Origin of the sequence: Exiguobacterium acetylicum DSM 20416 (assembly GCF_000702605.1) — a bacterium.
Classification (GTDB): Bacteria; Bacillota; Bacilli; order Exiguobacteriales; family Exiguobacteriaceae; genus Exiguobacterium_A; species Exiguobacterium_A acetylicum.
Map to the genome: position 1 here is coordinate 1,006,288 of NZ_JNIR01000001.1, position 22,470 is coordinate 1,028,757.

Annotated in this window: 23 protein-coding genes and 1 pseudogene; 9 read left to right on the forward strand and 15 right to left on the reverse strand. The window is 47.4% G+C overall.

What is annotated here, in order from left to right:
• Positions 1-11: 11 nt before the first annotated feature.
• The 5 genes from P401_RS0105305 to P401_RS19220 all read right to left on the reverse strand — a co-directional run bounded on the left by P401_RS0105305 (position 12) and on the right by P401_RS19220 (position 6,442).
• Positions 12-905, reverse strand: coding sequence for a DMT family transporter (locus P401_RS0105305; protein ID WP_029341556.1), 894 nt, complete (start codon positions 903-905; stop codon positions 12-14).
• A gap of 161 nt (positions 906-1,066) precedes the next feature.
• Entirely contained in the window at positions 1,067-4,297 is a 3,231-nt protein-coding gene (locus P401_RS0105310; RefSeq protein WP_236627074.1) for an ABC transporter permease, read from the reverse strand.
• 182 nt (positions 4,298-4,479) lie between these two features.
• Positions 4,480-5,016 carry a GNAT family N-acetyltransferase gene (locus P401_RS0105315; protein WP_051656254.1) on the reverse strand — a complete coding sequence of 179 codons (537 nt, stop codon included), beginning with the start codon at positions 5,014-5,016 and terminating at the stop codon, positions 4,480-4,482.
• A 15-nt stretch (positions 5,017-5,031) separates the two neighbouring features.
• Positions 5,032-6,258 (reverse strand): MFS transporter, encoded by a 1,227-nt coding sequence (locus P401_RS0105320; protein WP_029341559.1) that lies wholly within the window; start codon positions 6,256-6,258, stop codon positions 5,032-5,034.
• A 25-nt stretch (positions 6,259-6,283) separates the two neighbouring features.
• Entirely contained in the window at positions 6,284-6,442 is a 159-nt protein-coding gene (locus P401_RS19220; protein WP_422653567.1) for a hypothetical protein, read from the reverse strand.
• Between the two features lie 338 nt (positions 6,443-6,780).
• Here P401_RS19220 and P401_RS0105325 point away from each other — a divergent pair, with 338 nt between their 5' ends.
• Entirely contained in the window at positions 6,781-7,260 is a 480-nt protein-coding gene (locus tag P401_RS0105325; protein WP_029341560.1) for a hypothetical protein, read from the forward strand.
• A 46-nt stretch (positions 7,261-7,306) separates the two neighbouring features.
• On the opposite strand, the gene P401_RS0105330 is transcribed toward P401_RS0105325, so the two are convergent.
• Positions 7,307-7,744 carry a hypothetical protein gene (locus P401_RS0105330; RefSeq protein WP_029341561.1) on the reverse strand — a complete coding sequence of 146 codons (438 nt, stop codon included), beginning with the start codon at positions 7,742-7,744 and terminating at the stop codon, positions 7,307-7,309.
• 192 nt (positions 7,745-7,936) lie between these two features.
• On the opposite strand from P401_RS0105330, the gene P401_RS0105335 reads away from it, so the two are divergent.
• On the forward strand, positions 7,937-8,968 hold the full coding sequence (locus P401_RS0105335) for a zinc-binding dehydrogenase (RefSeq protein WP_029341562.1): 1,032 nt from the start codon (positions 7,937-7,939) through the stop codon (positions 8,966-8,968).
• A gap of 66 nt (positions 8,969-9,034) precedes the next feature.
• Here the strand turns inward: P401_RS0105335 and P401_RS18030 are convergent, their stop codons facing one another.
• Entirely contained in the window at positions 9,035-9,517 is a 483-nt protein-coding gene (locus P401_RS18030) for a hypothetical protein (RefSeq protein WP_051656255.1), read from the reverse strand.
• A 231-nt stretch (positions 9,518-9,748) separates the two neighbouring features.
• Between P401_RS18030 and P401_RS0105345 the strand changes: the two genes are divergently transcribed.
• Positions 9,749-10,603, forward strand: coding sequence for a LysR family transcriptional regulator (locus P401_RS0105345; protein ID WP_029341564.1), 855 nt, complete (start codon positions 9,749-9,751; stop codon positions 10,601-10,603).
• Positions 10,604-10,674: 71 nt separating this feature from the next.
• Here the strand turns inward: P401_RS0105345 and P401_RS0105350 are convergent, their stop codons facing one another.
• The 5 genes and pseudogenes from P401_RS0105350 to P401_RS0105370 form a co-directional block, all read right to left on the reverse strand.
• Complete coding sequence (locus tag P401_RS0105350) at positions 10,675-10,962, reverse strand: putative quinol monooxygenase (RefSeq protein ID WP_029341565.1); 288 nt, start codon at positions 10,960-10,962, stop codon at positions 10,675-10,677.
• 53 nt (positions 10,963-11,015) lie between these two features.
• Positions 11,016-11,678, reverse strand: a complete 663-nt coding sequence (locus P401_RS0105355; RefSeq protein WP_029341566.1) for a type 1 glutamine amidotransferase domain-containing protein — start codon at positions 11,676-11,678, stop codon at positions 11,016-11,018.
• Positions 11,679-11,839: 161 nt separating this feature from the next.
• A complete protein-coding gene (locus P401_RS0105360; protein ID WP_029341567.1) occupies positions 11,840-12,226 on the reverse strand; it encodes a hypothetical protein in 387 nt (128 codons plus the stop codon).
• A 106-nt stretch (positions 12,227-12,332) separates the two neighbouring features.
• Positions 12,333-13,505, reverse strand: a pseudogene (tnpB, locus tag P401_RS17570) (IS200/IS605 family element RNA-guided endonuclease TnpB).
• 129 nt (positions 13,506-13,634) lie between these two features.
• Positions 13,635-14,495 (reverse strand): alpha/beta fold hydrolase, encoded by an 861-nt coding sequence (locus tag P401_RS0105370; protein ID WP_029341568.1) that lies wholly within the window; start codon positions 14,493-14,495, stop codon positions 13,635-13,637.
• 242 nt (positions 14,496-14,737) lie between these two features.
• On the opposite strand from P401_RS0105370, the gene P401_RS0105380 reads away from it, so the two are divergent.
• Entirely contained in the window at positions 14,738-15,421 is a 684-nt protein-coding gene (locus tag P401_RS0105380; RefSeq protein WP_029341569.1) for an ABC transporter permease, read from the forward strand.
• A 1-nt stretch (position 15,422) separates the two neighbouring features.
• Positions 15,423-16,313, forward strand: a complete 891-nt coding sequence (locus P401_RS0105385) for an ABC transporter ATP-binding protein (protein ID WP_029341570.1) — start codon at positions 15,423-15,425, stop codon at positions 16,311-16,313.
• Here the strand turns inward: P401_RS0105385 and P401_RS0105390 are convergent.
• The 3 genes from P401_RS0105390 to P401_RS0105400 form a co-directional block, all read right to left on the reverse strand.
• The gene (locus P401_RS0105390; RefSeq protein ID WP_034785982.1) at positions 16,302-16,913 is read right to left on the reverse strand and encodes a YdeI/OmpD-associated family protein; all 612 of its coding nucleotides are present in this window, start codon (positions 16,911-16,913) and stop codon (positions 16,302-16,304) included. The two genes, P401_RS0105385 and P401_RS0105390, sit on opposite strands and share 12 nt — an antisense overlap.
• Before the next feature lie 63 nt (positions 16,914-16,976).
• A complete protein-coding gene (locus P401_RS18035) occupies positions 16,977-18,062 on the reverse strand; it encodes a GGDEF domain-containing protein (RefSeq protein ID WP_051656256.1) in 1,086 nt (361 codons plus the stop codon).
• A 125-nt stretch (positions 18,063-18,187) separates the two neighbouring features.
• Positions 18,188-18,571: a hypothetical protein gene (locus P401_RS0105400; RefSeq protein WP_029341573.1), complete on the reverse strand. Its 384-nt coding sequence runs from the start codon at positions 18,569-18,571 to the stop codon at positions 18,188-18,190.
• Between the two features lie 142 nt (positions 18,572-18,713).
• Here P401_RS0105400 and P401_RS0105405 point away from each other — a divergent pair, with 142 nt between their 5' ends.
• The 4 genes from P401_RS0105405 (at position 18,714) to P401_RS0105420 (ending at position 22,436) form a co-directional block, all read left to right on the forward strand.
• Positions 18,714-19,718 (forward strand): ABC transporter ATP-binding protein, encoded by a 1,005-nt coding sequence (locus P401_RS0105405; protein WP_029341574.1) that lies wholly within the window; start codon positions 18,714-18,716, stop codon positions 19,716-19,718.
• Positions 19,715-20,509, forward strand: a complete 795-nt coding sequence (locus P401_RS0105410) for an ABC transporter permease (RefSeq protein ID WP_201770438.1) — start codon at positions 19,715-19,717, stop codon at positions 20,507-20,509. The genes P401_RS0105405 and P401_RS0105410 overlap by 4 nt, the downstream gene beginning before the upstream one ends.
• The gene (locus P401_RS0105415) at positions 20,506-21,297 is read left to right on the forward strand and encodes an ABC transporter permease (RefSeq protein ID WP_029341576.1); all 792 of its coding nucleotides are present in this window, start codon (positions 20,506-20,508) and stop codon (positions 21,295-21,297) included. The genes P401_RS0105410 and P401_RS0105415 overlap by 4 nt, the downstream gene beginning before the upstream one ends.
• A 149-nt stretch (positions 21,298-21,446) precedes the next feature.
• Positions 21,447-22,436 carry a DUF2268 domain-containing putative Zn-dependent protease gene (locus P401_RS0105420; protein WP_029341577.1) on the forward strand — a complete coding sequence of 330 codons (990 nt, stop codon included), beginning with the start codon at positions 21,447-21,449 and terminating at the stop codon, positions 22,434-22,436.
• Positions 22,437-22,470 lie beyond the last annotated feature (34 nt).

Genomic DNA, 22,470 nt, shown 5'->3' on the forward strand with positions numbered 1-22,470 from the left:
ATGAATTGACATTAGCTGAATACTTTATTTCGTTGCCGAAACGGACGAATCCCTAGAGCAATCGAAGCCCCGATGCAACTAAATAGACACCCGATGATTAAAGGAAGAGACAGCGTCGATTCACCGATCAATACTGAAGCAACACCGCCGATCAACGGGAATAGTGCTACCATATAGCCGCTCTTCGCACCACCGATCCGTTCGACGAGTTTCAAATAAAACAGCCAGGCAAGAAACGATGCGATCACGGTTAAATACAGTAAGGCAGAAAGATAGGTAACGGTTGTCGGGAGCGTAAGCGGTGTTCCTTGAATCATGACGATTGCGCCCATCAGTAGACTCGCGACAGTGAATCCAATCGCGTTGGCGTGGACCGGGTTGATTCGTTGCTTGGCGTTCCGCGCTGAACTGGCGTCACCCACTGCTGTTAATAGCGTGCCGACCAAGGCAATCAAGACACCTTTTAAATCGGTCAGTCCATGGATGCTGCTTAGACTCGGAACAATCAGGACACCGACGCCGATGATACCAAAACATCCGCCAATCCAAACGCGCGCATGGAGGGTCTCTTTTAAAAACAAGCGCAGAGCGATTGGTGTCAGAATGACCTTGAGTGAGAAAATCAACGTCACGATGGCGGCAGAGCTTAACATCGTCGCGTAATAGAGACATAAGTAACTCAGAGCGAAGTTACAGACTCCGAATACGACGATGAAAGGCATGTCCGTCGCGGTAGGTTTGTTCATTCGTTTAACAAATAACGCGAATAGGATGAAGAGAACAGCGGTCATTGCTAATCGATAGGTCAGGGATACTTCCAAGGCGACAGGTGTTCCTTGGATTTTGACAGCAATGAAGTTCAGTCCCCAGACGATCAAACAAAATAGATACATGAAATATGTCATGGTTCGACTCCGTTCTAAATATGTCGTAATGTAACTTCCATGACTCAGTGTATCAGAGAAGTGTGGTATTCGGATTGCTGAAGTGGCGTTCGTAGGAATTAAAAGAGCAACATCGAGATGATGTTGCTCATACGTAGAAAACAGGTTTAATTCGTACGCTTCTATAAAGCGATCTTTACTGTGATTTTTTTACCGACTGCAGCCCCGTCCGCTAACAGTACATAGGTCGCTTTTTTATCTGGCACGCGATAGACCAAATCTACTTGAGAGCGATACGGAGGATAATACTGAAAAGCATTGACCCATGCTTTTTCATTGTGATTGACGTAATCAATGGGTTCATAAGAATGTCCTTTCGCATCTTGAAGCGTGAAAGTATTCGGTCTGTAGACCGCATAGCCGATGTCACTCTCTCCCTTTTCATGTAGGATGACTGGTACCGTCACATAACGTTCATACTTGAGTGTCGGTAAATCGAGCGACGCGGGTGGTGTCTGAATTAACCGATCCACATGGAAAGTACTCTGTTTATGGAGCGGATCACCTGGATAGGTTTGAACTAAGCCTTGTTCCATCAGCTTGTCGATGGTCGTCGCAGTTGACTTAGACGGTGCTTTTTCAGTTGGCTTTGAATCATTTTTCATATCGCGTAACTTACTTCCCGTCGTTTGGACAGTCGGTACTTTTGACGTGACCGGAGTCGTCGATGTATCAGTATTCTCAGACGATGCGAAGAAGAAGAGGGTGACGACAGCAGCGAGTAAGACGCCACCCGTCGTTCCAAGGGCGATTTTAAAGCGACGCTCTGTCGCTTTCGAGTTGATGACCACACTCCCAATAGCAGCATTTGGTGTAATTCGTACGGCGCGTTGTGCAGGGAGCAATGCACCGAGGACACCAGTTAACATCGGGATCAATAACATCGTACTTAAGAAGCCGAGTTCGCTGACCGGGAACTGATTGTAGACAAAGCCAATCATCCCGAGAGCGACGAGAAGACCGAGTATGCCGGCAAAGAGTCCGGTCATCACCCCTTCAATCAGGACGAGCGAGCGGATGTACCCATCTCGCCAACCGGTGGCTTTTAAGACGGCAAGTTGTGTTTTTCGTTCATTGACGTTCTGCCACATGATTTCTGTCGTCGTTAGAATGGCAATCATGAGTGCGACGCCCATCGCGACATAATGCATCGTTCCGACTTCTAGGGCGACGAATTCACCGAGCCACGTCGCATATAAGACACCTTTTAAGCGGAACGTGACGAATAGGAAGAAGATGAACAGGCTTGTAGGTAAGGCAATCGCAACGATTGAAAGAAGAGTGCGTTGCCAATAGGTCGCGAGCTGGTTGATGCTCATGCCGACGATACCCCGAGCACGGACAATCCGGCGTCCTTTTGAAACTTCCCCCGACTTCATGCTCTCATAAGGACGAATTTTCCGAATGAGTGCCATCGGAACAAGTGTGCCGCCCCAGTAGATGAGAAGACCCACGAGACCAATCAGGATGATACGTCCGACTGAAGTCGCATGGCTCGTCGTCAACCAGAATGAGCCGAGAATCGCCCAAGAAATCAAGGTGACGAAGCTTCCTAAGAGGGTCGCTTCAAAGAATAATAACTTCGATAGTTGACGCGGGCGCCAACCGAGCGACAGTAAAATCGCGAATTCCTTTTTCCGAGCAAACAGCAAAATGATGTTTGAACTAAAGACATACACTAAAGCAACCGCGATGACGCTTAAGATGACCCCACTCATCCCGACCTTGGCTTCTTGGAAAATAGCCATCGAGGAGCCAAGCTTGATCCACGGCTGTTGCACCCAGCCGAGTGCCGATTCTCCTTTTAGACCAGGTAAGTAGGTTAAAGCGAGTTGCGGAGAGGAACCGAGCGTCACGTCTGTGATCAGTCCTGTCTTATCTTCGATTTCTTGCTCGACCGCGTGGAGTTTCTTTTCGCTCTCTGCATTCATCGTCTCGACCCCTTTGACATTGACGCGAATGACAGAGATTGCTTTTTTGCCTCGTAACTTGAAGGCAGCATCCAGTGTTGTCAGCATTGAAGGCGGTTTTGTCAGGAAGTCATAGGCATCGTTCGTCGGTTTGACATCACGTGGTGGATTAACTGGACGATCCTTCTTATCCATGACCCACTGAGCCTTCGCTGGGAAGTAGGTCTCCATTGGTAGTTCCGTTAACGGATCTTTTGAAATGTCTAGCTTTTTCGGATCAAAGACGCCAATGTAATTAAAACGCATTTTAGGCATGTTATTAATGTCTGTTCCAAATAGACGTGCTTCACGGTACATCGTTCGTTTGGCTAGTAGGCTATCGTTTGTGACTTCATATGGTTTGACCTGGTAGCTGAATGGCCACCGGGATGGGTAGGGACTAGCGACACTCTGATAGGAAATCGGTGATGGTTTGAGTGCTAGCCAATTAAAGCTTCCGGAAGGCTCTTCTGGAACCGTATTTTTTAGAATGTCATTCACTAATGTCTTCTGCGTATCCGAAGTCGTGACTTTATATGTTTTTTTATCCGATAAAGGTAACGTGTTTAGGTACTTGTAGCCACCTTTTTGAATAACTTGCTCCATCGTCGTATTGATCGAATCATTCTGTAAGGGGAGATCAACTTTTTCATATTTATATGTCCGGAAGGCATCAACGTACTCGCGCTGATTTAATAAGATCGGAATTTGATAGACGTCACTCCCCATGTCAACGGGACTGTCATCCGTTTTAAAATAGCGGCTGTATGTAGCGGATTTAGTCGATTGATCCAGTCCGACCATTTTCGCCTCGGCTTCCGGATCAATTCCAGCGAGCATCGTCGCACTACCATAAGCGAATAATGGTTGTTCTCCGAGTTCTAATAAAGACACGCCTTTCACACGTGTCCCGCTTGGAGGTTCCCAACCGGCAGCAAGGAAGGAAGTCGTCGTATCTTTTTCCATCTTCAGACCGGTATTTTGGGAATCGGTGATCGTCAGTTTATAGATGCCGGGATCGGTGATCGTGTGGGTACCGACGTTCGCATCGATATAACTATTTCCGATCATCGCAATCGGGGCAGCGACTTCGACGTCTGTAATTTTTTTGATTGTCTCATATTGTTTACGCGTGATGCCGCCGTCAAGACCACTTGTATAGTTTGGTTCAAGCAACTTCAAATCTTCCGTCACGCTCCGGCTGCCTTCCGGTCGAACGACGATATCGTAAGACGATCCCCAACGTTTTTGCAGTTCATCGACGACCGTTCCGTTGTTCGCTTGCGTCGTACCGATCAAGTAACTGAGTCCGGTACTGACGATCAGGACGCCGACGAGGAGCAGAATGAACCGCTCCTTATTGCGCCACCAGGAGTTCCAGATGAATCTCAGCAAGTTCTCCACCTCATTTCGATTTGATTAATTGGTCATTGCATAAAATTCCTTTCAATAAGATATTCTTTTATCCATATATTTCTTTTTTTTCCATTATATACAAATAAAAGTGAATTGACTAAAAAAGCTGTTAATTAGGTATGTTAGTTTTTATTAGATTAGAAAAAGCACCTCACGAAGGAGGTGCTACATCAGGATTGATTCTTTAAAGTAAGGAATGGATTGCATTTCCGCATGATGATCTCGTCAAACGAAACGCCATTGTACAGTAAAGCGTCAGGAATCGATTCTACGATGTGAAAGCCAACTTTTTTATACGCAGCGATGGCTCGCTCATTATGGGAAAACACTTCAAGTTCGAGTCGATGGAGCCGGAGTTCCTCGAAACAAAAGCGGATGATACACGCGATCGCTTCTGACCCGTATCCTAGACCGGTCCAGGGGAGGGCGCGCATCGAAATGCGAAAGCCCGCTTGTTTCAACTTTACATCGATGTCTAAAATCGAACACTCGCCAATTATTTCACCGGAGTTCAAACAGATAGCGAAGTCAAAGCGCGTCGGATCAGCTTGGATCGAAAGAATGTGTCGTTCGATCTGTTCGAGCGAAAACGTCGCCGTCGTACCAGTCAGGTAACGTAATGTCTCATCCTGGATTTGTTCGAATAAGACGTGTGCATCCGTCACGTTAAGCGGGCGTAGGAAAATTCGTTCTGCGGTCAGGTCCATGAATACCTTCCTTTCTCATGACGAAAGCTTGATTGTTTCATCCGTTTCCGTCGTAAAATAATGACGCTTCGTTCGATTTTGGACGATGAAGACGATCAATCCACCGACGAACAGGAAGCTGACTGCAGAGACGGTATACGCCAAGCGAATCGAGGTCTCGGCATAGATACCTATCAACGCCGTCAAGAGAATGACACCAGCTGACTGGACGACATGGATACTACTGAGGAATCGTCCCATCAAGTCGACCGGAATATGCGTTTGAGCAAACGTCATGAAGCCGGTGTTCGCAAACGCAAGGGCGAACGTCAGCAAGAAAAAGCCAATCGCTGCCGTCAAGAATGACGTCGCTGTGGCAAAAATCAAATAACCGATCGGTGTCACCAGTGCTCCGAATTGAATCAAGAAGCGGAGCGACAAGCGATGCGTGAAGGTCGCATTGACCGCAGAACCACAGATGATACCGATTCCGGCGATACTGACGAGAAACCCGTACGTGCTCTCATCCATCTGCAGGACAATCGTCGCAAACGAGGCTTCGAGTGAATCAAGTCCGCTCATAAGGACAATCATCAACGCATAGAAGGCGTAGACGAGCGTGATGTAGCGCCGCGTCCGTGCAAACTGAAGGGTCTCTTTCCAGTCCGTGAGAATCACTCGAATTGAGAATGTTGTTTTTTCTTTCGATTTAATGTGAACGTTCGGTAAGAAGGACAGGAGAATAGCAGAAAACATTAGTGCTCCCGCATTCATTATGATCGCCGTCTCCGGGGAACCGATCAAAAACAAGAAGCCGGCAATCGACGGTCCGAGAATGAAGCCGGCCGATTGAATAAAGTTCTTTAACGCATTGAACCGTTGGCGGCTGTTCTCCGGGACGAGCTTCGTCATGTAGATCAACGACGATGTCTCAAACAGCGTGTTGCCGATGTTCAGGATAAAGACGAGCGCATAAAGGACATACAGTGAATCGATCAGTGTCAGTGAAAAGACGAGCCCGGCACGCCCGACGTCAAGCAACACGAGCAAGCGACGTTGATTGATCCGATCGACGACACTACCGGACCAAAGACTCGTCAACAGCGCGGAGATCGGCAACAGAATATAGAGAACGGAGACGGCGAACGCTGATCCCGTTCGTTCAAGGACAATTAAATTCAAGGCGATGAAGTAGACCCAAGCGCCGATGTTCGAGACACCGACACCAAGTAATAGCAATCCAGGGTATTTCCAATTCGACATCCGACACACTCCTTTTTATTGTGTTTTAAGCCAATAAAAAAATCCCACCTCCAAGACGTTGGTCTTGGGGACGAGACTGTGCGTGTCGTGGTGCCACCCCTGTTCGCGAGACCGTCACCGGTACCGCCTTCATCGGTACGACCGCTTTTAAACGGCAAATACCTGAGCTCGATAACGGGAGCACCCGTCACGATATCCCCGATTCGGTTCCACCGTGCTGCTCAGAGGCTTGGTTCGGTCAATGGCTGATGCTCCTTCCCACCAATCGGAGCTCTCTAGGAAAAGCCGAGATGACGTACTGTTCTCTTCGACGCGTTTGATTCATGTGATTTGTCTCATCCTAGCATATGCAGAATGAAACAGTAAAGAATTTTATCAATTTTTTTACAATTATTGAAAATGATACATAGGTATCAGAATTGGAAAAATAATCAAAATGGTAAAAGATGTAACAGGTTGTATGATACATTGTCATGGTCACGCGTTCACCATCAAGAAAGTCGTTCGAAAGGAGGAAAAGAAATGAAGCGTTTGATTTTTTTCATATCTCCACTCCTAGTTCTTACCGGAGCTGTCTTTTTCACGACGTTTCGTCCAGTCGAGCAAGCGATCTATTTCTTAATCTTATTTTTACTGACCTGTCTGTCAGCGATGACCTTAGTGGAGCGTCTCGTCAAACGCCATGATATGATGCGACGACTGAACAAGATCCATCCACTTATCGGGATCGTAATGGGGATAGTTGTGCTTGGCTCATTAGTCAGTGGTCTCATATGGTTAGCACCTTCGTTATCGAATCCGAGTCTCGTTGGTCTTCTCGTAACCTTCCTCTTCATGTATGGTGGAATCCTCGTTCTCGGTTTCGTTGTCAGTTGTTTCTTCGAAGGCATTACGCGACAACCGAAGGATCAATTGATTCGCCCGGTCTTTTTGTTCATCGGAACCGGCTATCTCATCTTGACCGTCTTCGGAATCTTGCAACTGTACCGTCAAACCGGATGATAGCAAACCCCTCTGACGCCTAGAGACGACAGAGGGGTTATTGTGTTTACTGAACTTTTAACGAGAATCCAAATTGTCCGTCGCCTTGTTTCCAGCGGGAGTTCAATTCATAGGCATAGACACCGGGTTCTGTGGGTGCGTTGAACTGATCATTTTTCAAAGTGACAGTGGCATCCTCTTTTTGATCATTCCACTGCGATAGTTTCACGCTTTCGAGGTCCCCGGTTAACTCGATACGGACAGGTGCCCCGGCAGAGACATTGACCGGTTTTTGCTCTTTTGTCATATCAAGTCCGTTGCGATATATCTTATCGACACATTGACTGCGAAGTAAGCTATCCCAACAATAAGAGCCTTGAACGGTCGGAACATCCTTTCCGTTCGCCTTAACTTCAGGTTTCGGCGGTGCACCCCGGAACGGTTCAAAAACGATGATGCACACGACTAGAATAAGTAGAACGGCTAACGTTAAACCACGTTTCATGAGGCACCTCCTTGGTATTTTCTTTATTTTACCAAAAGAAAAAATCAAATAGAAAAGCTTTTAAATGAAAAGATATTCAGTTTTTAATTTTTGGTGAGTTTGATCATTTATTTGACGTGGTGTGTATGTAAAAACAAAAGGGTAAAGGATAAGAGATGCTATATCTAAACGAAAAGAAAGTGAGGCAAAAACATGAAGGCAGTCACGGTCATAGGACATGGTGGACTCGATCAACTGAAGTACATTGATATGGAAACACCACAACCGAAACAAGGCGAGGTGCTGATTGAAATCAAAGCCTGTGCCTTGAACAATACAGAAATCTGGATGCGGGAAGGCGCCTATGGTGTGGAGAGTGAATCAGGCTGGAAAGCAGAAGGTGTGCAATTCCCACGAATCCCCGGTTCAGACATCAGCGGACGGATCGTCGCGGTCGGAGACGGTGTCGCAGAATCGAAGATCGGTCGTGACGTTGTCTTGTTTCCGTTCACAGCAAGTGGAGAAATCAAAGACGAACAGAGTGCCGAGAACTTATCGTTCATCGGTTCCGAGTATGACGGCGGGTACGCTGAATACGTTCGTTGGCCGCTTAAGCTCTGTTACGACATGCCGCTTGCCTCCTATACGGACAGTGCCGTCTTCTCGGTCAGTGGCTTGACGGCGTGGCATATGGTCGAGCAACTCGACTTACAACAAGGGCAGACCGTTCTCGTAACAGGCGCCAGTGGCGGTGTCGGTTCACTTAACGTCCAGATTGCGAAGCGTGTCTTCGGCGCGCGTGTCGTCGCACTCGTTGGTGACTTGAAGCTAACGGATCAATTGCACGAACTCGGGGCGGACCTGGTCGTCTCCTACCGTGAGCCGGACTGGGATCAACAAGTCATGCAAGAAGTCGGTCCGGTCGATGCGATTCTCGATGTCGTCGGCGATGCCGTGTTTAAAAAAGGTCTTGAGCTGCTAAAGCGCGGCGGAACGTACTGCATTTCCGGATCGTCCGGGGGACAGGTGACGTCGCTTGATTTTCGAACGCTTTACTTAAAGCATATCCGTCTGCAAGGATCCGTCCTTGGCAATCGTCATGATTACGAGAAGCTGCTTGAGGCAGTTCGGACGCAGACGATTCAGCCGGTCATCGACCGGATGTTCCCGCTCGCTGAAGCGCGAGAAGCCCAAGCGTACTTCAAACAAGCTGGCAAATTTGGCAAAGTCGTCTTGCTACCATAAGAGAAAACGAACAAAACGAGCTAACCTCTTCCAGTTAAAGAAAGGGTAGCTCGTTTTCGTGTCGATTTAAGGGCTAGGTATGATGTAAAAAAGCGTGACGGTCGATGTGATAGGTTCGTCTTCCGTAAAATCCGTGAATTCCTCTTGTGATTGATAAATCGTATACGCATGGGTCGAAAAGAGATCCGTTATCCATTCTGGAACATCTGCAGAAAGGGAGAGCGACTGAATCTGTTCAAGTGGAAACGGTGTTCCAACCGGATTTTGCGTGTGAACATGTAGTGCGTCCTGCGAAGCATCCTCGCGGGCGATTGTCATATAAATCTGATGCTCGATCTGTTTTTCCTCGAGTTTTTGGCGCATGTCCTGCAAAGCGCTCAACGCGATCCGAAGATGTGCTTTACGAAGGCGCAGACTCGTATTGCCATGACCATAAAAGTCAGGGTGCACATGCCAGTCGTCTGAATCAATATAGGAGGGAGAAGAATAACTTTTGAATTCAAGTTCTAGATTTTTAAAATAACGGCGTTTACCGCGAAATTTTTTCATGGTTCATCGACCTTTCAAGTAAGTATGTGTACATAGTATCATGTTGTATCAAGACTATCTCATCTGTTGAACGGCATACAGTCTTAATACAATGTTCAATTATAAAATTTAAAAAATCTTATTCAAATCATTCATAAATATTTTTATGATACTCTAGATAAATCATTGTTTGTCTTATGTATTTAGTCTTTCTATAATCAGGGAGAGAGTAAACTTAAAGGAGAACATTACATGATTGATTTTGAATGGTATCGCAGTTTCATCCATGTCTACCAACAACGTTCCGTCTCGGCAGCTGCCCGAATTCGTTTTTTGACGCAGCCAGCGGTCAGTCAGCATATCGCGGCGCTCGAGGCAGAGCTTGAGACGTCTTTGTTCATCCGTGCACCTCGGCAAATGATTCCGACAGACGCCGGAACAGCCCTCTATACACAAGTCGTCGGGTTGATTGATCGGCTTGAAGAGTTATCGCTCGAGATGAAGTACGAAGCAGGGGAACAACCTCGTCCAGTCTTGAAGTTCGGTGGACCGACAGAATTCGTCACGCATGGGATCGTGCCAAAATTGCCGCTCGACATCGCCCAATTCACGGCCATCTTTGATTTGACGGTTCCCTTATTGCAACGGCTGCTCTCGAATGAGCTCGATTTCATCATCGCAACGAAACGGATTGATGAGCCAGGCGTCCAGTACGTCCCGATCGCTGACGAACGCTTTCATTTGATCGCCCCGATTGGCTACGAAGTTCCGGAAGTGGATCTAAAGGAATGGATGGCCCGTCAGCGCTGGATCAGTTACGGACTCGAGCTGCCGATCATTCGTCGGTACTATCAGACGCAGTTCGGGGAACGACCTGGGATCCGTCCGGAAATGATTTTACCGAACGTCGACGCGATTCTAAAAGCCATCGAAGCGGGGCACGGGATCAGCGTCCTCCCCGATTATCTCGTCGAGGTAGCGGTCAGTGCTGGACGGGTCCAGCGGATTGCACCGGAACGATTCGCGACGAATCAGTTATACGTCGCCTATCGAACGGAATCTCGTCATGATCCGGTTTTGCAGCAGGCGATTAAAGCGTTAGGTTGAATCGTATGAAAAAAGTCCAATCCACAAGCAAAAATGCTGAGAGGATTGGACTTTTTTTTATGAAATATACATTACTTCGATACGTCATCTAAGAATGTCAACGCACGATCAGCGACGAGACTCGCACTATCTGCTCGATAGGCTTGATAGTGCGGTGAGGCGACATGCTGATCGAAAGCATCTTGATCATGCCATTGTTCGTAAAAAAAGAAGACGTTCGGTTTGTCGATAGCGCGGTGTGCCTGATACATCAGGCAGCCTGCCTCGGCACGAGAAGGTGCGATCACACCTTCGATGATAGAAGCGAGCTGTTCGCCTTGATTCGGATGCGCTTCGATCCGGGCAATCAGTTGAATCATCGAATAACCTCCTATGAAAAGAGACCCTTCATCCAAAGGATCTCTTGTTTCGATTAGTTGAGTGTATTAATGACAGCTTTCGCGACTGCGATCGTTGATTGTGGATTTTGACCCGTGACGAGGTTTCCGTCGACTTGGACGTTTTCCGTAAAGTTGTCAGCCGTGATGATGTTCGCACCGAGTTCACGAAGACGTGTCTCAAGCAAGAATGGCATGTAGACGTCAAGACCTGTCGCGCGTTCTTCTTCATCCGTGAACGTTGCGATCGTTTTTCCAGCGACGAGTGGTGTTCCGTCTGAAAGTGTCGCACTAACGAGTCCAGCTGGTCCGTGGCAGACTGCAGCGACTGTTTTATTCGCTTCAAACAATGTCCGAAGGGCGTTGTTCAAGGCATCGCTTTGTGGTAAGTCGAACATCGTTCCGTGTCCGCCTGGCATGAAGATTGCATCGAATGCTGAGAAGTCCTGGATTGATTTCAAATCAAGTGTCTCTTTAAAGAGTGGAGCTGTCGCTTGGATCTCAGCTGGGACTTCGTCTGCAAGGCTCCGTGCGTCGATTGGTGATTCGCCGCCATTCGGACTTGCGACTGTGACTGTATATCCTGCGTTCTTGAACTCAATGTATGCTTCTGCGAACTCAGACAACCAAAGTCCAGTTGCGTGACCTTCCTTCATTTCCTTTGCGTTCGTGACAACCATTAAGATGTGTTTACTCATGATATGTTCCTCCTTTTTCGTTTGCCGATTGGCTACGTGATTAGAATACGCCCGCATGAATCAAAAAAATTAATAAAAATGAGCTTATTGATAAATAAATTTATAGAAGAAAATTAAAACTACTTCCGACTATCGCGTCGAAAGTAGCCTAAAAAAGTGGATTAACGAACGTCAGAAGAATAGTTAGATAAAATCGAGTGACTTCGTATTGTCACGATGACACTCGCAAGACTAGCGACCGTTCCGAGGACGGCGACGATAATTGTCGAAGAACCATTCGGAATCAAGAAGCCGACCGGAATTAATCCGACGAAGCTAAAGACGATTAGTGATTGATAAATGACATTGACAATCTTCAGTACAGGGTTTTCGAAAAACGATAGGATGAGTGGTGGTAGGAATAAGAAGACAATTAGACCAATCGCCATGTAGACCGATAACGGCTCCTCTAACGAGATGGTATTGCCTGTTGAATGGCGTGCTGCGACGAGCACGGCGACGATCGCGACGCATAAGGTTACACAAACGAACGTTAACCGTTTTAGCATAGGAACCCCTCCTTTTTACTCTAATTCCATATTGAACTACCTCCACCTACGCTTTGCTTAGAGGTGGAGGATTCCTGAGTTATTCGACCTAACGGTCGAAACGTTATCAGGCTAACCCCGTCGTTCCGACGGTTGAAGAGACCAAGATTCGTTCGGCTTCTTGTTTGAGGTTCAGTCCTGCGTTCACATCGCGGTCGTGATGGACCCCGCAACTCGGGCATGTCCATTCACGTAGAGCAAGATGTTTCACGTCTTTGTGTTGATGGCCGCAACTCGAACAGAGCTGGCTCGAGGCAAAGGTCTTCCCGACCTTCACGACGGTCTTGCCGTACCAGGCGGCCTTATACTCGAGCATGCGGAAGAACTCCGACCAGCTGACCTCGGAGATGGACTTGCTCAACCTGCGGTTCTTCTGCATGTTCTTTACCTGCAAGGTCTCGATCCCGATGACGTCGTGGTTTTTGACGATCTCGGTCGATACCTTGTGAAGGAAGTCGGTCCGCTTGTTGGCGATCTTTTCGTGGATGTGGGCGACCTTCCGCTTCTGCTTCTGGTAGTTCTTCGCCTCGGAGAGTTTGATCTTCTTGTTCAGGGCGATGAGCTGACGTCGGGACAGCTTCCGCTGTTCTCGCGCTAGCTTCTTCTCTAGCATGCGGAAGTAGCGGTCGTTTTTGTACACCGTGCCGTCCGACAGGATGGCAAAGTGCTTCAGCCCGACGTCGACACCGATGGATGAGCCGGTCTTGGGCAGTTCGTTGACCTCCTGCTCGACGAGCAGGGAGACGAAGTATTTGCCAGAAGCCTTTCGTCGGATCGTGGCGTTCAAGATGCGACCCTCGACCTGTTTCGACTTGGCGAAACGAACCCACTTCAGCTTCGGGAGTTTGAGGTTATTCTCGACAATCGAGACTTCAGGTAGTTGGGACTTCCCCTGGATGTTTGTCTTATAGGATTGGACAGGGTTACGCTTCGATTTGAAGCGAGGTCGTTCGTTCTGCTTTTTGAAAAAGCGGTCGTAGGCATCGGCTAGATGCTTGACACTGGTCTGCATAGACGTACTATCAACTTCTTTTAACCAGTCGAACTCCTGCTTCAACAAAGGGATTTCTTTCGAACAAGAGCCGTAGGATAGTCCTTTTCCTGTCGCCTTATAGGTTTCATCCCACTTCGCCAAGAAGTGGTTGAAGATGAATCGTGAACAACCAATCGTCTTGGCGATCAGGATTTCCTACTCTTTTGTCGGATATATTCTGAATTTGTAAGCCTTATGTTTTAACATGATTTTTCACCTCCTTGAAGGGAGCATACCCTAAAGGATAGTTGGCGATTCATCTCCCACTTTCACTAGGGTTTCGCCCTCAACGTTTAGAAGTGGGAGTATTCTCGCCTAATTTTGATAAATCATTTTTCAAATGAAAGACAATCTTTTTCCGGACGTCCAGTAGTGACGAATCGCTTCGATGATGACGTCTGGACGATCCCAGTGTAATAGATGTCCTGTCTCCGGGACGAAATGGACCGTCGCTTGCGTTATCTCATGTAATCGGTTCGTTGCCTGCTGACGGATCGATGCTTGATCTGTCGGTAACGTTGCGGCGTACAACTGAATGTTCGCTGGTGGAACGTCCGGGAGGAAATCAAGAACATCCTCGTGGTGAAGCGCGCGTACGATCGCAGCAGCCGTCTCTCCTCGCGCATGCCAGTGGAATCGTCCTTCCTCCATCCGAAGGAGATCGGCTCCGGCTAGATCGAGGGAGGGCGAGCGACGGGCGTTTGGGGCATAAACGGCAATATCCAAAAATTCGTTCCATGTCGAAACGGAATCCTCGAAATCTTGTTCATAAAAGGCGACTTCTTCCTCTACGGAACGACCGTAAAGTCGTTTACTGTGATAGCCGCCGTCAATCAGAATCGTGCCGAGCACACGGTCCGCATGTTCAATCAAATAATACAGTGACAGAACACTGCCCCATGAGTGTGATAAGGCATAAAACTGTTGGATATCGAGTTCATTTAGAACTTCATCAATCCAGTCTGTGAGCGGCTTCATGCGATAGTGTAGAGGGTCTGAGAAAGCTGGTGTTTTGCCGTGACCGGGTAAATCAATCGCAATCAGACGGAATTCGTCCGCGAGCGCTTCGGCGATTTCGATGAAGCTGAGACTCGTACTGCCGAGTCCATGAAAGCAGACAATCGTCGGAAGCTGTTTGGTTCCCCATTCCGTAATGTGGACGGATTGTTGCTGACAGGTGATCGTATAACGTTTCATTTGCCGTCTCCTTTTTTCTTTTACTGTACCATGAGGAGAATGTTGGGAATTGAAAAATAAGGAAACTTTCTTTAAGGAGTAGCGTAGAGTAAGATAACACGTCGTTTATATAGAGGAGAATTCACATGGAAACCATCATCACGATGCTCTTAACAGCCGTTACCTTATATGGACTCGGTGTCCTTGTCACGAAAGTAAAAGAACGCTTGCGTTAATCAAAAATATGTCCAAAGGAGTCCGTCATGTTTCCAATCGTAAAACAAGAATTCACGAGCAGCTTCAAAAGCATCAAAGCGATTCTATTGATTCTTTTTCTGACGATCACGTCCGTCTTCACAGCATCGTATTTGACGAGGCATCCGGAACTGCTTGCTGGCGTTAATCAACCGTCTGCCTATACTTCAAGCATTAAGTTCTTCATCCTGTTCTTCGGTTTTCTGTTCGTGGCTGCGTTACCACACGACATCATCAATCGTGAAATCGAGACGCGGACGATTCGTTTACTGGTCACGAAGACGTCGCGTCTGCGAATCGTTTTGGAGAAGTTTCTCGGATCATTGTTGTTCTGGTGCGCGACGCTTACGATCAATTTCCTGATTGTCTCACTCTACGCACAGCAATGGTTCTGGATGGATTATCTGACGGTTCTGATTGTCATCATCTACATCACCAGTTTCAACATCTTTTTGTCTACGATGATTGCGAAGCCTGGTTTGACGATGTTCCTCGGTATTTTTCTCGGGATTGTCGTACCGATCATCGGTCTCTGGTCAGCGTTCTCAGAAAAACGGTATCTGCTACCGTTTCAATACATCTTGCCGTATCATGCCGTCATTATGTCTGGAACGTTGTTAGTGTTACCTGTTTTGTGGAGTGGGGTGTTCTTGACGATTGCTTACTTAAAGCTAAAACGAAAGGATTTGTAATATGTATGCGATTGAAGTAAGAGGGTTGAAGAAATCGTTCGGTGCGAAAGAAGTCTTACGAGAGGTGGATTTGACGGTCGAGCCTGGAGAAATCTTTGGGTTTTTAGGTCGTAATGGTGCCGGAAAATCAACATTCATTCAAATCATGACCGGGATTACGCAAGCAACAGGCGGAACCGTCTCGCTCCTCGGTGAACCCGTTGATCGACTGGATGCCGTCAAACAACGAATCGGGGTCATGCCGGATACATCGAATCTGTATCATGATATGACGGCACGTGCGTTCCTCGAATACATGGCAGGATTATCAGGAGTTCGCATCAGTAAGCAAGAAGTTGGAAGTTTGCTCGAACAGGTCGGATTAAGCGGGACGGAGCGACAAAAGATCGGGAGCTTCTCGTTCGGGATGAAGAAAAAGATCAGTATCGCACAAGCGCTCACTGGAAATCCGGAATTACTCTTTTTAGATGAACCGACGTCCGGTCTTGATCCAGAGTCGGCGATCGAGATCCAGCGATTGTTGCTTGCATTAAAAGCGGAGGGGAAAACGATTTTCTTGACCTCGCATAACTTGAATGAGATCGAAAAGATGTGTGACCGTGTCGCCATCATGGCGGAGCGGCGAATCGTCCGCTGCGGAACCGTTGCGTCCTTACAAGAAGCAATGAGGCAGGAGATTCAAATCCGTATTCGGACTGTTCCGCGAGTAGAGCCATCGCATCTGCCAGCATACGCTCGACTTTTGTCACAAACCGATGAGTATACACAGCTAACTCTAACGACGGAAGAAGATATTCCAGAGTTACTCGTCATGCTTGCAAAACAAGACGTCAAAGTCTACGAGGTACAGATCGAACGCCAATCGTTAGAAGAGATCTTCTTAGCGGTCTGACCGATCAGCTATTGATTCCGTCTCCGGAACATCTTCGAGTAAAAGACGACCACCATCATTCCACTGACCGTACATCTGATTCAGTTTCGTTTTTTCAATCAACGTTTGCAGACGTTTTTCGTAGAGAACAGGATCCTTGCGGACACTTTGAATCGTATCAATTCGGATGCGTCGATAGAGTTCCGGGAAGTCATTAAACTGTTCATAGACGATCGGGTCTTCTTGAAGACGCGCTTGGATCGTGTCATCGATGACGAACGCATCAGGACGCATGTCTGGTAGAACCTGTCGTCCGGACGATTGCATCAAGCCGAGGCGCTCTAAGCGACGGACCCGTTCCTTGTTCAGTTCGGTCCAGTTACTGTTTTTTCGACGCGGGGTGAATCGTTGCGCCAGTTCACCGTCATCGGTCTTCTTTGCAATTCCATCAATCCAGCCGAAGCAAAGTGCCTCTTCGACGGCATCGAGATAAAGTAACCCATCTCCGCCTTGTTTTCGACTGAGAATCACCCAACAGAAGGTCGCGTGATCTGCGTGGTTCGTCAGCCACTGTCGAAAGCCATCGCGATCGGTAAAGCGTAAGACATTCGTGATTTCCACGTTCGTTCCTCCATTTCAGATAGCAGTGCCCCCTCCACGTCACGCGAGGGGGCACTTTTTTCTTTAACGTAACGGGTCATGATGAAAGACACAATTCCGACCACTCTTCTTCGCTTGATAGAAGGCAGCGTCTGCCTGCTGGATCGTCTGCAGAAAATTATGGGTCTCAGACGGTTGATGAGTTTGGCGGGACACCCCAATCGATAACGTCACTTGCAGCGGTTCCGTCGCTGATAACTCATACGACCGCTTAGCACTGGCTTCACAGATTTGTTCCGCGAGTCGACGCGTCTTCGGCAACGAATGCTCCGGCAACAGCATCATGAACTCTTCACCGCCGAATCGTCCGAGCACACAAGTTGGGGGACAATACGATGCAAGCAAAGAGCTGATTTGTCGTAAGATATGATCACCGCGGTCATGACCGTAAGTATCATTGACCTGTTTGAAATGATCGACATCGATGATCATGATTGAAAAGTCTGTCTGTTGGGATTTGTATCGTTGGACGGTCTCTTCTAGGCGACGTCGATTATCGAGACCTGTCAACGTATCCGTCAAGGCGAGACGCCGATGCATCCGGACTTGAGTGAAGTGCCAGCGGACTTGATGCAAGATGCTGTGCAAGAGGAGACCGGCGCAACCATTCCCGATGAGAAAGACAGTCATTGCTGTCATATCATTCGGTTGAACATGTTGAACGTATGGTAAACAGAGAATGAGTGCAATCGTGAAGATGATTGGAAACGAGATGAATCGATCCGGTGCTTCATTTTGTAAGTACAAGACAACGATGCTGACGATCAGATACGTACCGATCAGCCAATAGGCATGAGCGGAATCAAAAACGAACGTTTGAAGGAAAGCGAAGACGAGGGTCGTGATGAAGCCGCTACTAATACCTCCATAAATGAAGGCGATGACAATCAAGGTAATCGATAAGTCGAATTGAAATCCCTCATAGGTGATGGCATTATGGATGATCCAGTAGTCGGCACCTGTCGCAAGAATCAGTACTAACAGATTTTTCTTCAACCAGCTGTCGAACGTGTTTCGAAACTGAAATCGTTTAAAAAAGAACAGAGAGATGAGCACGAAGAAAAAGGTCAGAGCGACGTTGAGGATAAGATGATTCAATGTATTCCACATGTTCGTGTTCCTCTCGAAATGATTCATTTTAAAAGCATTTATACAGTACTTGGTCCGATACCCTAACGATGTTGAGAAATATCAATATTTCCTTATCTTTTAAAAAAGAGAACTTCTCGTCTAGCTCAATAATATTCGGAGATTTTCTCGCGTGAAGACTCGATTAGATAATCAAGTGAGACGAAATTACGAATGAATGCATACGAGCCGATTTCCTCGATGGATACGCCTAATCTCTCTGCCTGTTGATTGCGGACGTCTTCTGATGATTGCAGAATCTCGAAGCCTGCCGCTTGCATCCGCTCCCCGTCAAATTCGAGCGTAACGACATCTCCATCCTGCCAATCACTCTTCAATTGATGAAAGTGATTTTGATACGCTACGCTTGGAGGATCGACTTCAAAGGCGATCCAGCCTGTTGGTGCATCGATTTGAAATGTCGGTGACAACCCACCGCGCGTCACGATTGATTTCATATGAAGCCGATGTGTCATATGGCGTAATAGCATGGTCAGACCACTCCTTTTTCATCTATTATTACGCGACTACGTCAGAATATCGAGAAAAATTTTCAAAAGAGATGGAAGAATCTTGGATTTTTTTGGTATACTACGTTTTCGGAAAGCGTTTGCACAAAAAGGGGGAGAATACATGCAACCATATGCCGTCAAAGCAACAGGACTGACGAAACACTATCAAATCCTACAACGGGAACCGGGGCTACGCGGGGCGATCAAAGCACTCTTTCGCAGGACATACCGGACGAAAGAGGCAGTCAAAGCGATTGATTTGACGATCGCGCCAGGAGAACGCGTCGGCTATATCGGTTTCAACGGTGCGGGGAAATCAACGACGATCAAGATGCTCGCTGGAGTCTTACGTCCGGACGCGGGGAACGTCCGGGTATTCGGACTTGATCCACACGCCGACCGCGTCAAGAACGCGTCACAAATCGGAGCCGTCTTCGGTCAGCGGACACAACTGTTCTGGGACATTCCGGTCCAAGAATCGTTTGAGCTGTTGAAGGAAATCTATCAAGTACCGACGTCCGAGTTTGACGAAACGCTCGCGTGGTTTCGGGAGAAGCTCGATCTCGCACCGCTTCTAGACGTACCGGTCCGACAACTGTCGCTCGGACAAAAGATGCGCTGTGAACTAGCCGCAGCCTTCCTGCATCGACCAAAAGTCGTCTATCTCGACGAACCAACGATCGGGCTTGATATCGAGATCAAGGAGACGATCCGTCACTTCATCCGCGAGATGAGTGATCGCTGGGGAACGACCGTCATCTTGACGACGCACGATATGCAGGACATCGAGGAAGTTTGTGACCGGGTGATCGTCCTTGATGACGGCAAGATCATCTATGACGATACGATTGATCAATTGAAGGCATCCTTCAGTCACGAGCGGACACTTCGAATCACGCTCGAAGAACCGGTGCCGTTCGCTTTACCGACAGTGTTGATCAATCGTGTGATCATGTTTGAGACGGATGAACTAACGTATGAGCTCGCCTTCGACGACCGAGAACTGTCAAGCGGTCAAGTCATCAAGGAAATCGTTTCGCTGTACGCCGTTCGGGACGTCTCCGTGTCCGTACCGAAGATGGAGACGTTAATCCGCAAGCTCTACCAAGCGGGGATCAGTGCATGAGAATCCGTAAATATACCGCGTTGATGCGGTCCCAAATCAAGGTTGATCTCGCCTACACGGCCTGGTACTGGGCAAGCATGTTCAGCGTGACGATGCGTTTGTTCATCCTCTATTTCTTCTGGCAAGTCGTGTATGCCAATAAGACCGATGTCTCCGGTATCTCACTGTCGACGATGCTGACGTATGCGGTGCTTGCGACGATGATCGATCAGTTCCGAGGGGGTGCCGGACGTGATCTTGCCCGAATGATCAAACAAGGGGCGATTGCAATCGAGTTGCTCCGTCCGTATCACTTGCTCGATAAATTACTCGCTCAAGATATTGGCTCAAAAGTCTCGGTCTTGTTCCGCTCGATCCTGCCACTCGTTCTCGTCTCAATCCTGTTCATCGGCGTGGATCGACCACAGTCGTGGCTGGCTGGACTCGCCTTCGTAGGCAGCGTTCTTTGTGCCGTGTTGCTTGCGACGTTGATTGACCTGCTCGTCGGCATCTTCGCCTTCTACACCGTCAATATTTGGGGACTATCCGTCTTACAAGACGCCGTCATCACGATCATGTCCGGTGCGATCGTCCCGTTGACGCTGTTTCCGGACTGGTTTCAGACGATTAGTCTGTACTTACCGTTTGCTTCACTCGTCTACGTCCCGGTTGCAATCTATACGGGAGAGATCGGGGCAAGCGGTATCCTGCAAGCGTTACTGATTCAAATCGGTTGGTTGATTGGATTCTTTGTCATCTTGCGGATCACGTTCGCGCTCGCGATCCGGAAAGTGACGGTGTTCGGCGGATGAAACGATACATAAAACTCTACTGGTTGTATGTCAAAAGTCATTTTAAAGTGATGATGGAATACCGGATCGATTTCCTGATCGGTGTCTTGTCGGTCTTCGGTCAACAGTTCGCCTCACTCTTTTTCCTGTCGGTCGTCTTTCAGCATATCGAGACGCTAAACGGCTGGGACTTTTACGAGATCCTATTCATTTACGGGATCGCTTTTTTAGGACGAGCCTTACATCATATCTTCTTTGATAATCTTTGGACGATCGGCTGTCAGTACATCCGGACCGGGAATCTGGATCGGTTGTTGATGCGCCCAGTCAATCCGTTGTTTCAAATCATCGCTGAGCGGGTCCAGCAAGACGGGTTCGGTCAACTATTGATTGGCGGTGGCGTACTGTACATCGCCTCGGATCATCTCGATATGGTTTGGAGCTTCGGTGATGTCTTGATGTTGCTCGTGCTCGTCTTATCGAGCGGATTGCTCTATATCGCAATCAACCTGTTTTTTGCGACGTTCTCGTTCTGGATGGTCGATAGTTTACCGATCGTCTCAGCGGTCTTCAGTTTGAGTGACTTCGCCCGTTATCCGATGACGATTTACTCAAAGGTGTTGATGTTCGTCTTGACCTACATCATTCCGTTCGGATTTACCGCCTTTTATCCGGCGATGTATTTCTTTGACGGAAGAGGTTACGGCGCGATGGCAGTCGCGACACCACTTGTCGCGATCATCGCCTGTTTGATTGCTTATCGGTTCTGGTTATTAGGACTAAAGGCATTTGCGAGTACGGGATCATGAAAGAAGGAGAACCTTGAAGTGTTGCGACGCTTCAAGGTTCTTTTTGTTTATAGTCAATCTGGAGGTGGACTTTTTATCTAAAATATGAAACTTTTGTTATTAAATGACAGTATAAAATATTGAGACATAAATCTGAGGGAGGGGTTACATTGAAAAAGGGATGGCTCGTATTACTCTGTTTGATGTTGGTTACCTTATCGGGTTGTACCGTTTGGGAAAGGACAGAAAACTTCTTTTCACCGAACGACGAAACGATTAAAAACAAGACGATCAAGATTGGTCAAGAGGATCAGGTCAAGATCGTTCCGCTCTATACGCAATACAATCAGTACTTAGAAGAAGCGATGCAGACAGGAAACTCAGACGACAACACGAACAGTTACCTAAAACATGTCTTAGGTTACATCGATGAAATTGGTGAGCAACAAGATCTCGATCTAACATATATGAAAAGTTACTTTATGCTACAAGCAACTGAGTATAAAGAACAATTGGTGAGTCGGACGAAAGAGCTGATGAAACAAGATACAGAGATCAAAAAAATCATTGAAAAAAGTTACACTGCTTCATATCGGGCATTACCAAAACAAACGAATACGATATTCATCGTGCCTGTTAACTCGGAATTCATGGAGCGTATGGATGTCATGGGAGGGGTCGCAGGATTGGCAACTAGAGATTGCTTCATGCTATTCCTTACCGCTGACTACGATAAGAAAATGTTGGAATATGCAGTAGCCCATGAATATCACCACACTGCTTTATATGATCGGATGAAGCTAGATACTTCCTTAGGAGAGGAAGCTAGTCCACTGATCCATTCACTCCTCCTTGAAGGGAAAGCGGATCAGTTCGCGAAACGCGTCGTTAAAGGTGTGACACCAGCTTGGGTCGAGCCATTAGAAGAAGAGACGAAACAGCGTGTTCTACGTTTAATGAAAAATGGTGAGTTAACGCAAGATGATATCATGGACGGCAATAAGAAACAGGATGTACCTATGTGGAGTATGTACCGATTAGGTAAAGATATCATGGACGCATATCTTGAAAAACATCCTTCAGAATCGATAGCAGATTGGACGACTAAAGACGCGGAAACGATTTTAAAGGATTACAAGTATAAAAATGATCTACTTTGATTCAAAAAATAGACCCGTCAGCATCAAGAAGCTG

Bases quoted from the DNA above. Each gene is read 5' to 3' on its own strand.
- P401_RS0105405 (WP_029341574.1), top strand. From the start codon at position 18,714: ATGCAACCATATGCCGTCAAAGCAACAGGACTGACGAAACACTATCAA.
- P401_RS0105350 (WP_029341565.1), bottom strand. From the start codon at position 10,962: ATGATTCAACTGATTGCCCGGATCGAAGCGCATCCGAATCAAGGCGAA.
- P401_RS0105385 (WP_029341570.1), top strand. From the start codon at position 15,423: ATGTATGCGATTGAAGTAAGAGGGTTGAAGAAATCGTTCGGTGCGAAA.
- P401_RS0105415 (WP_029341576.1), top strand. From the start codon at position 20,506: ATGAAACGATACATAAAACTCTACTGGTTGTATGTCAAAAGTCATTTT.
- P401_RS18035 (WP_051656256.1), bottom strand. From the start codon at position 18,062: ATGTGGAATACATTGAATCATCTTATCCTCAACGTCGCTCTGACCTTT.
- P401_RS0105360 (WP_029341567.1), bottom strand. From the start codon at position 12,226: ATGCTAAAACGGTTAACGTTCGTTTGTGTAACCTTATGCGTCGCGATC.
- P401_RS18030 (WP_051656255.1), bottom strand. From the start codon at position 9,517: ATGAAAAAATTTCGCGGTAAACGCCGTTATTTTAAAAATCTAGAACTT.
- P401_RS0105315 (WP_051656254.1), bottom strand. From the start codon at position 5,016: ATGGACCTGACCGCAGAACGAATTTTCCTACGCCCGCTTAACGTGACG.
- P401_RS0105335 (WP_029341562.1), top strand. From the start codon at position 7,937: ATGAAGGCAGTCACGGTCATAGGACATGGTGGACTCGATCAACTGAAG.
- P401_RS0105305 (WP_029341556.1), bottom strand. From the start codon at position 905: ATGACATATTTCATGTATCTATTTTGTTTGATCGTCTGGGGACTGAAC.
- P401_RS0105320 (WP_029341559.1), bottom strand. From the start codon at position 6,258: ATGTCGAATTGGAAATACCCTGGATTGCTATTACTTGGTGTCGGTGTC.
- P401_RS0105345 (WP_029341564.1), top strand. From the start codon at position 9,749: ATGATTGATTTTGAATGGTATCGCAGTTTCATCCATGTCTACCAACAA.
- P401_RS0105370 (WP_029341568.1), bottom strand. From the start codon at position 14,495: ATGAAACGTTATACGATCACCTGTCAGCAACAATCCGTCCACATTACG.
- P401_RS0105400 (WP_029341573.1), bottom strand. From the start codon at position 18,571: ATGCTATTACGCCATATGACACATCGGCTTCATATGAAATCAATCGTG.
- P401_RS0105330 (WP_029341561.1), bottom strand. From the start codon at position 7,744: ATGAAACGTGGTTTAACGTTAGCCGTTCTACTTATTCTAGTCGTGTGC.
- P401_RS0105355 (WP_029341566.1), bottom strand. From the start codon at position 11,678: ATGAGTAAACACATCTTAATGGTTGTCACGAACGCAAAGGAAATGAAG.
- P401_RS0105325 (WP_029341560.1), top strand. From the start codon at position 6,781: ATGAAGCGTTTGATTTTTTTCATATCTCCACTCCTAGTTCTTACCGGA.
- P401_RS0105410 (WP_201770438.1), top strand. From the start codon at position 19,715: ATGAGAATCCGTAAATATACCGCGTTGATGCGGTCCCAAATCAAGGTT.
- P401_RS0105380 (WP_029341569.1), top strand. From the start codon at position 14,738: ATGTTTCCAATCGTAAAACAAGAATTCACGAGCAGCTTCAAAAGCATC.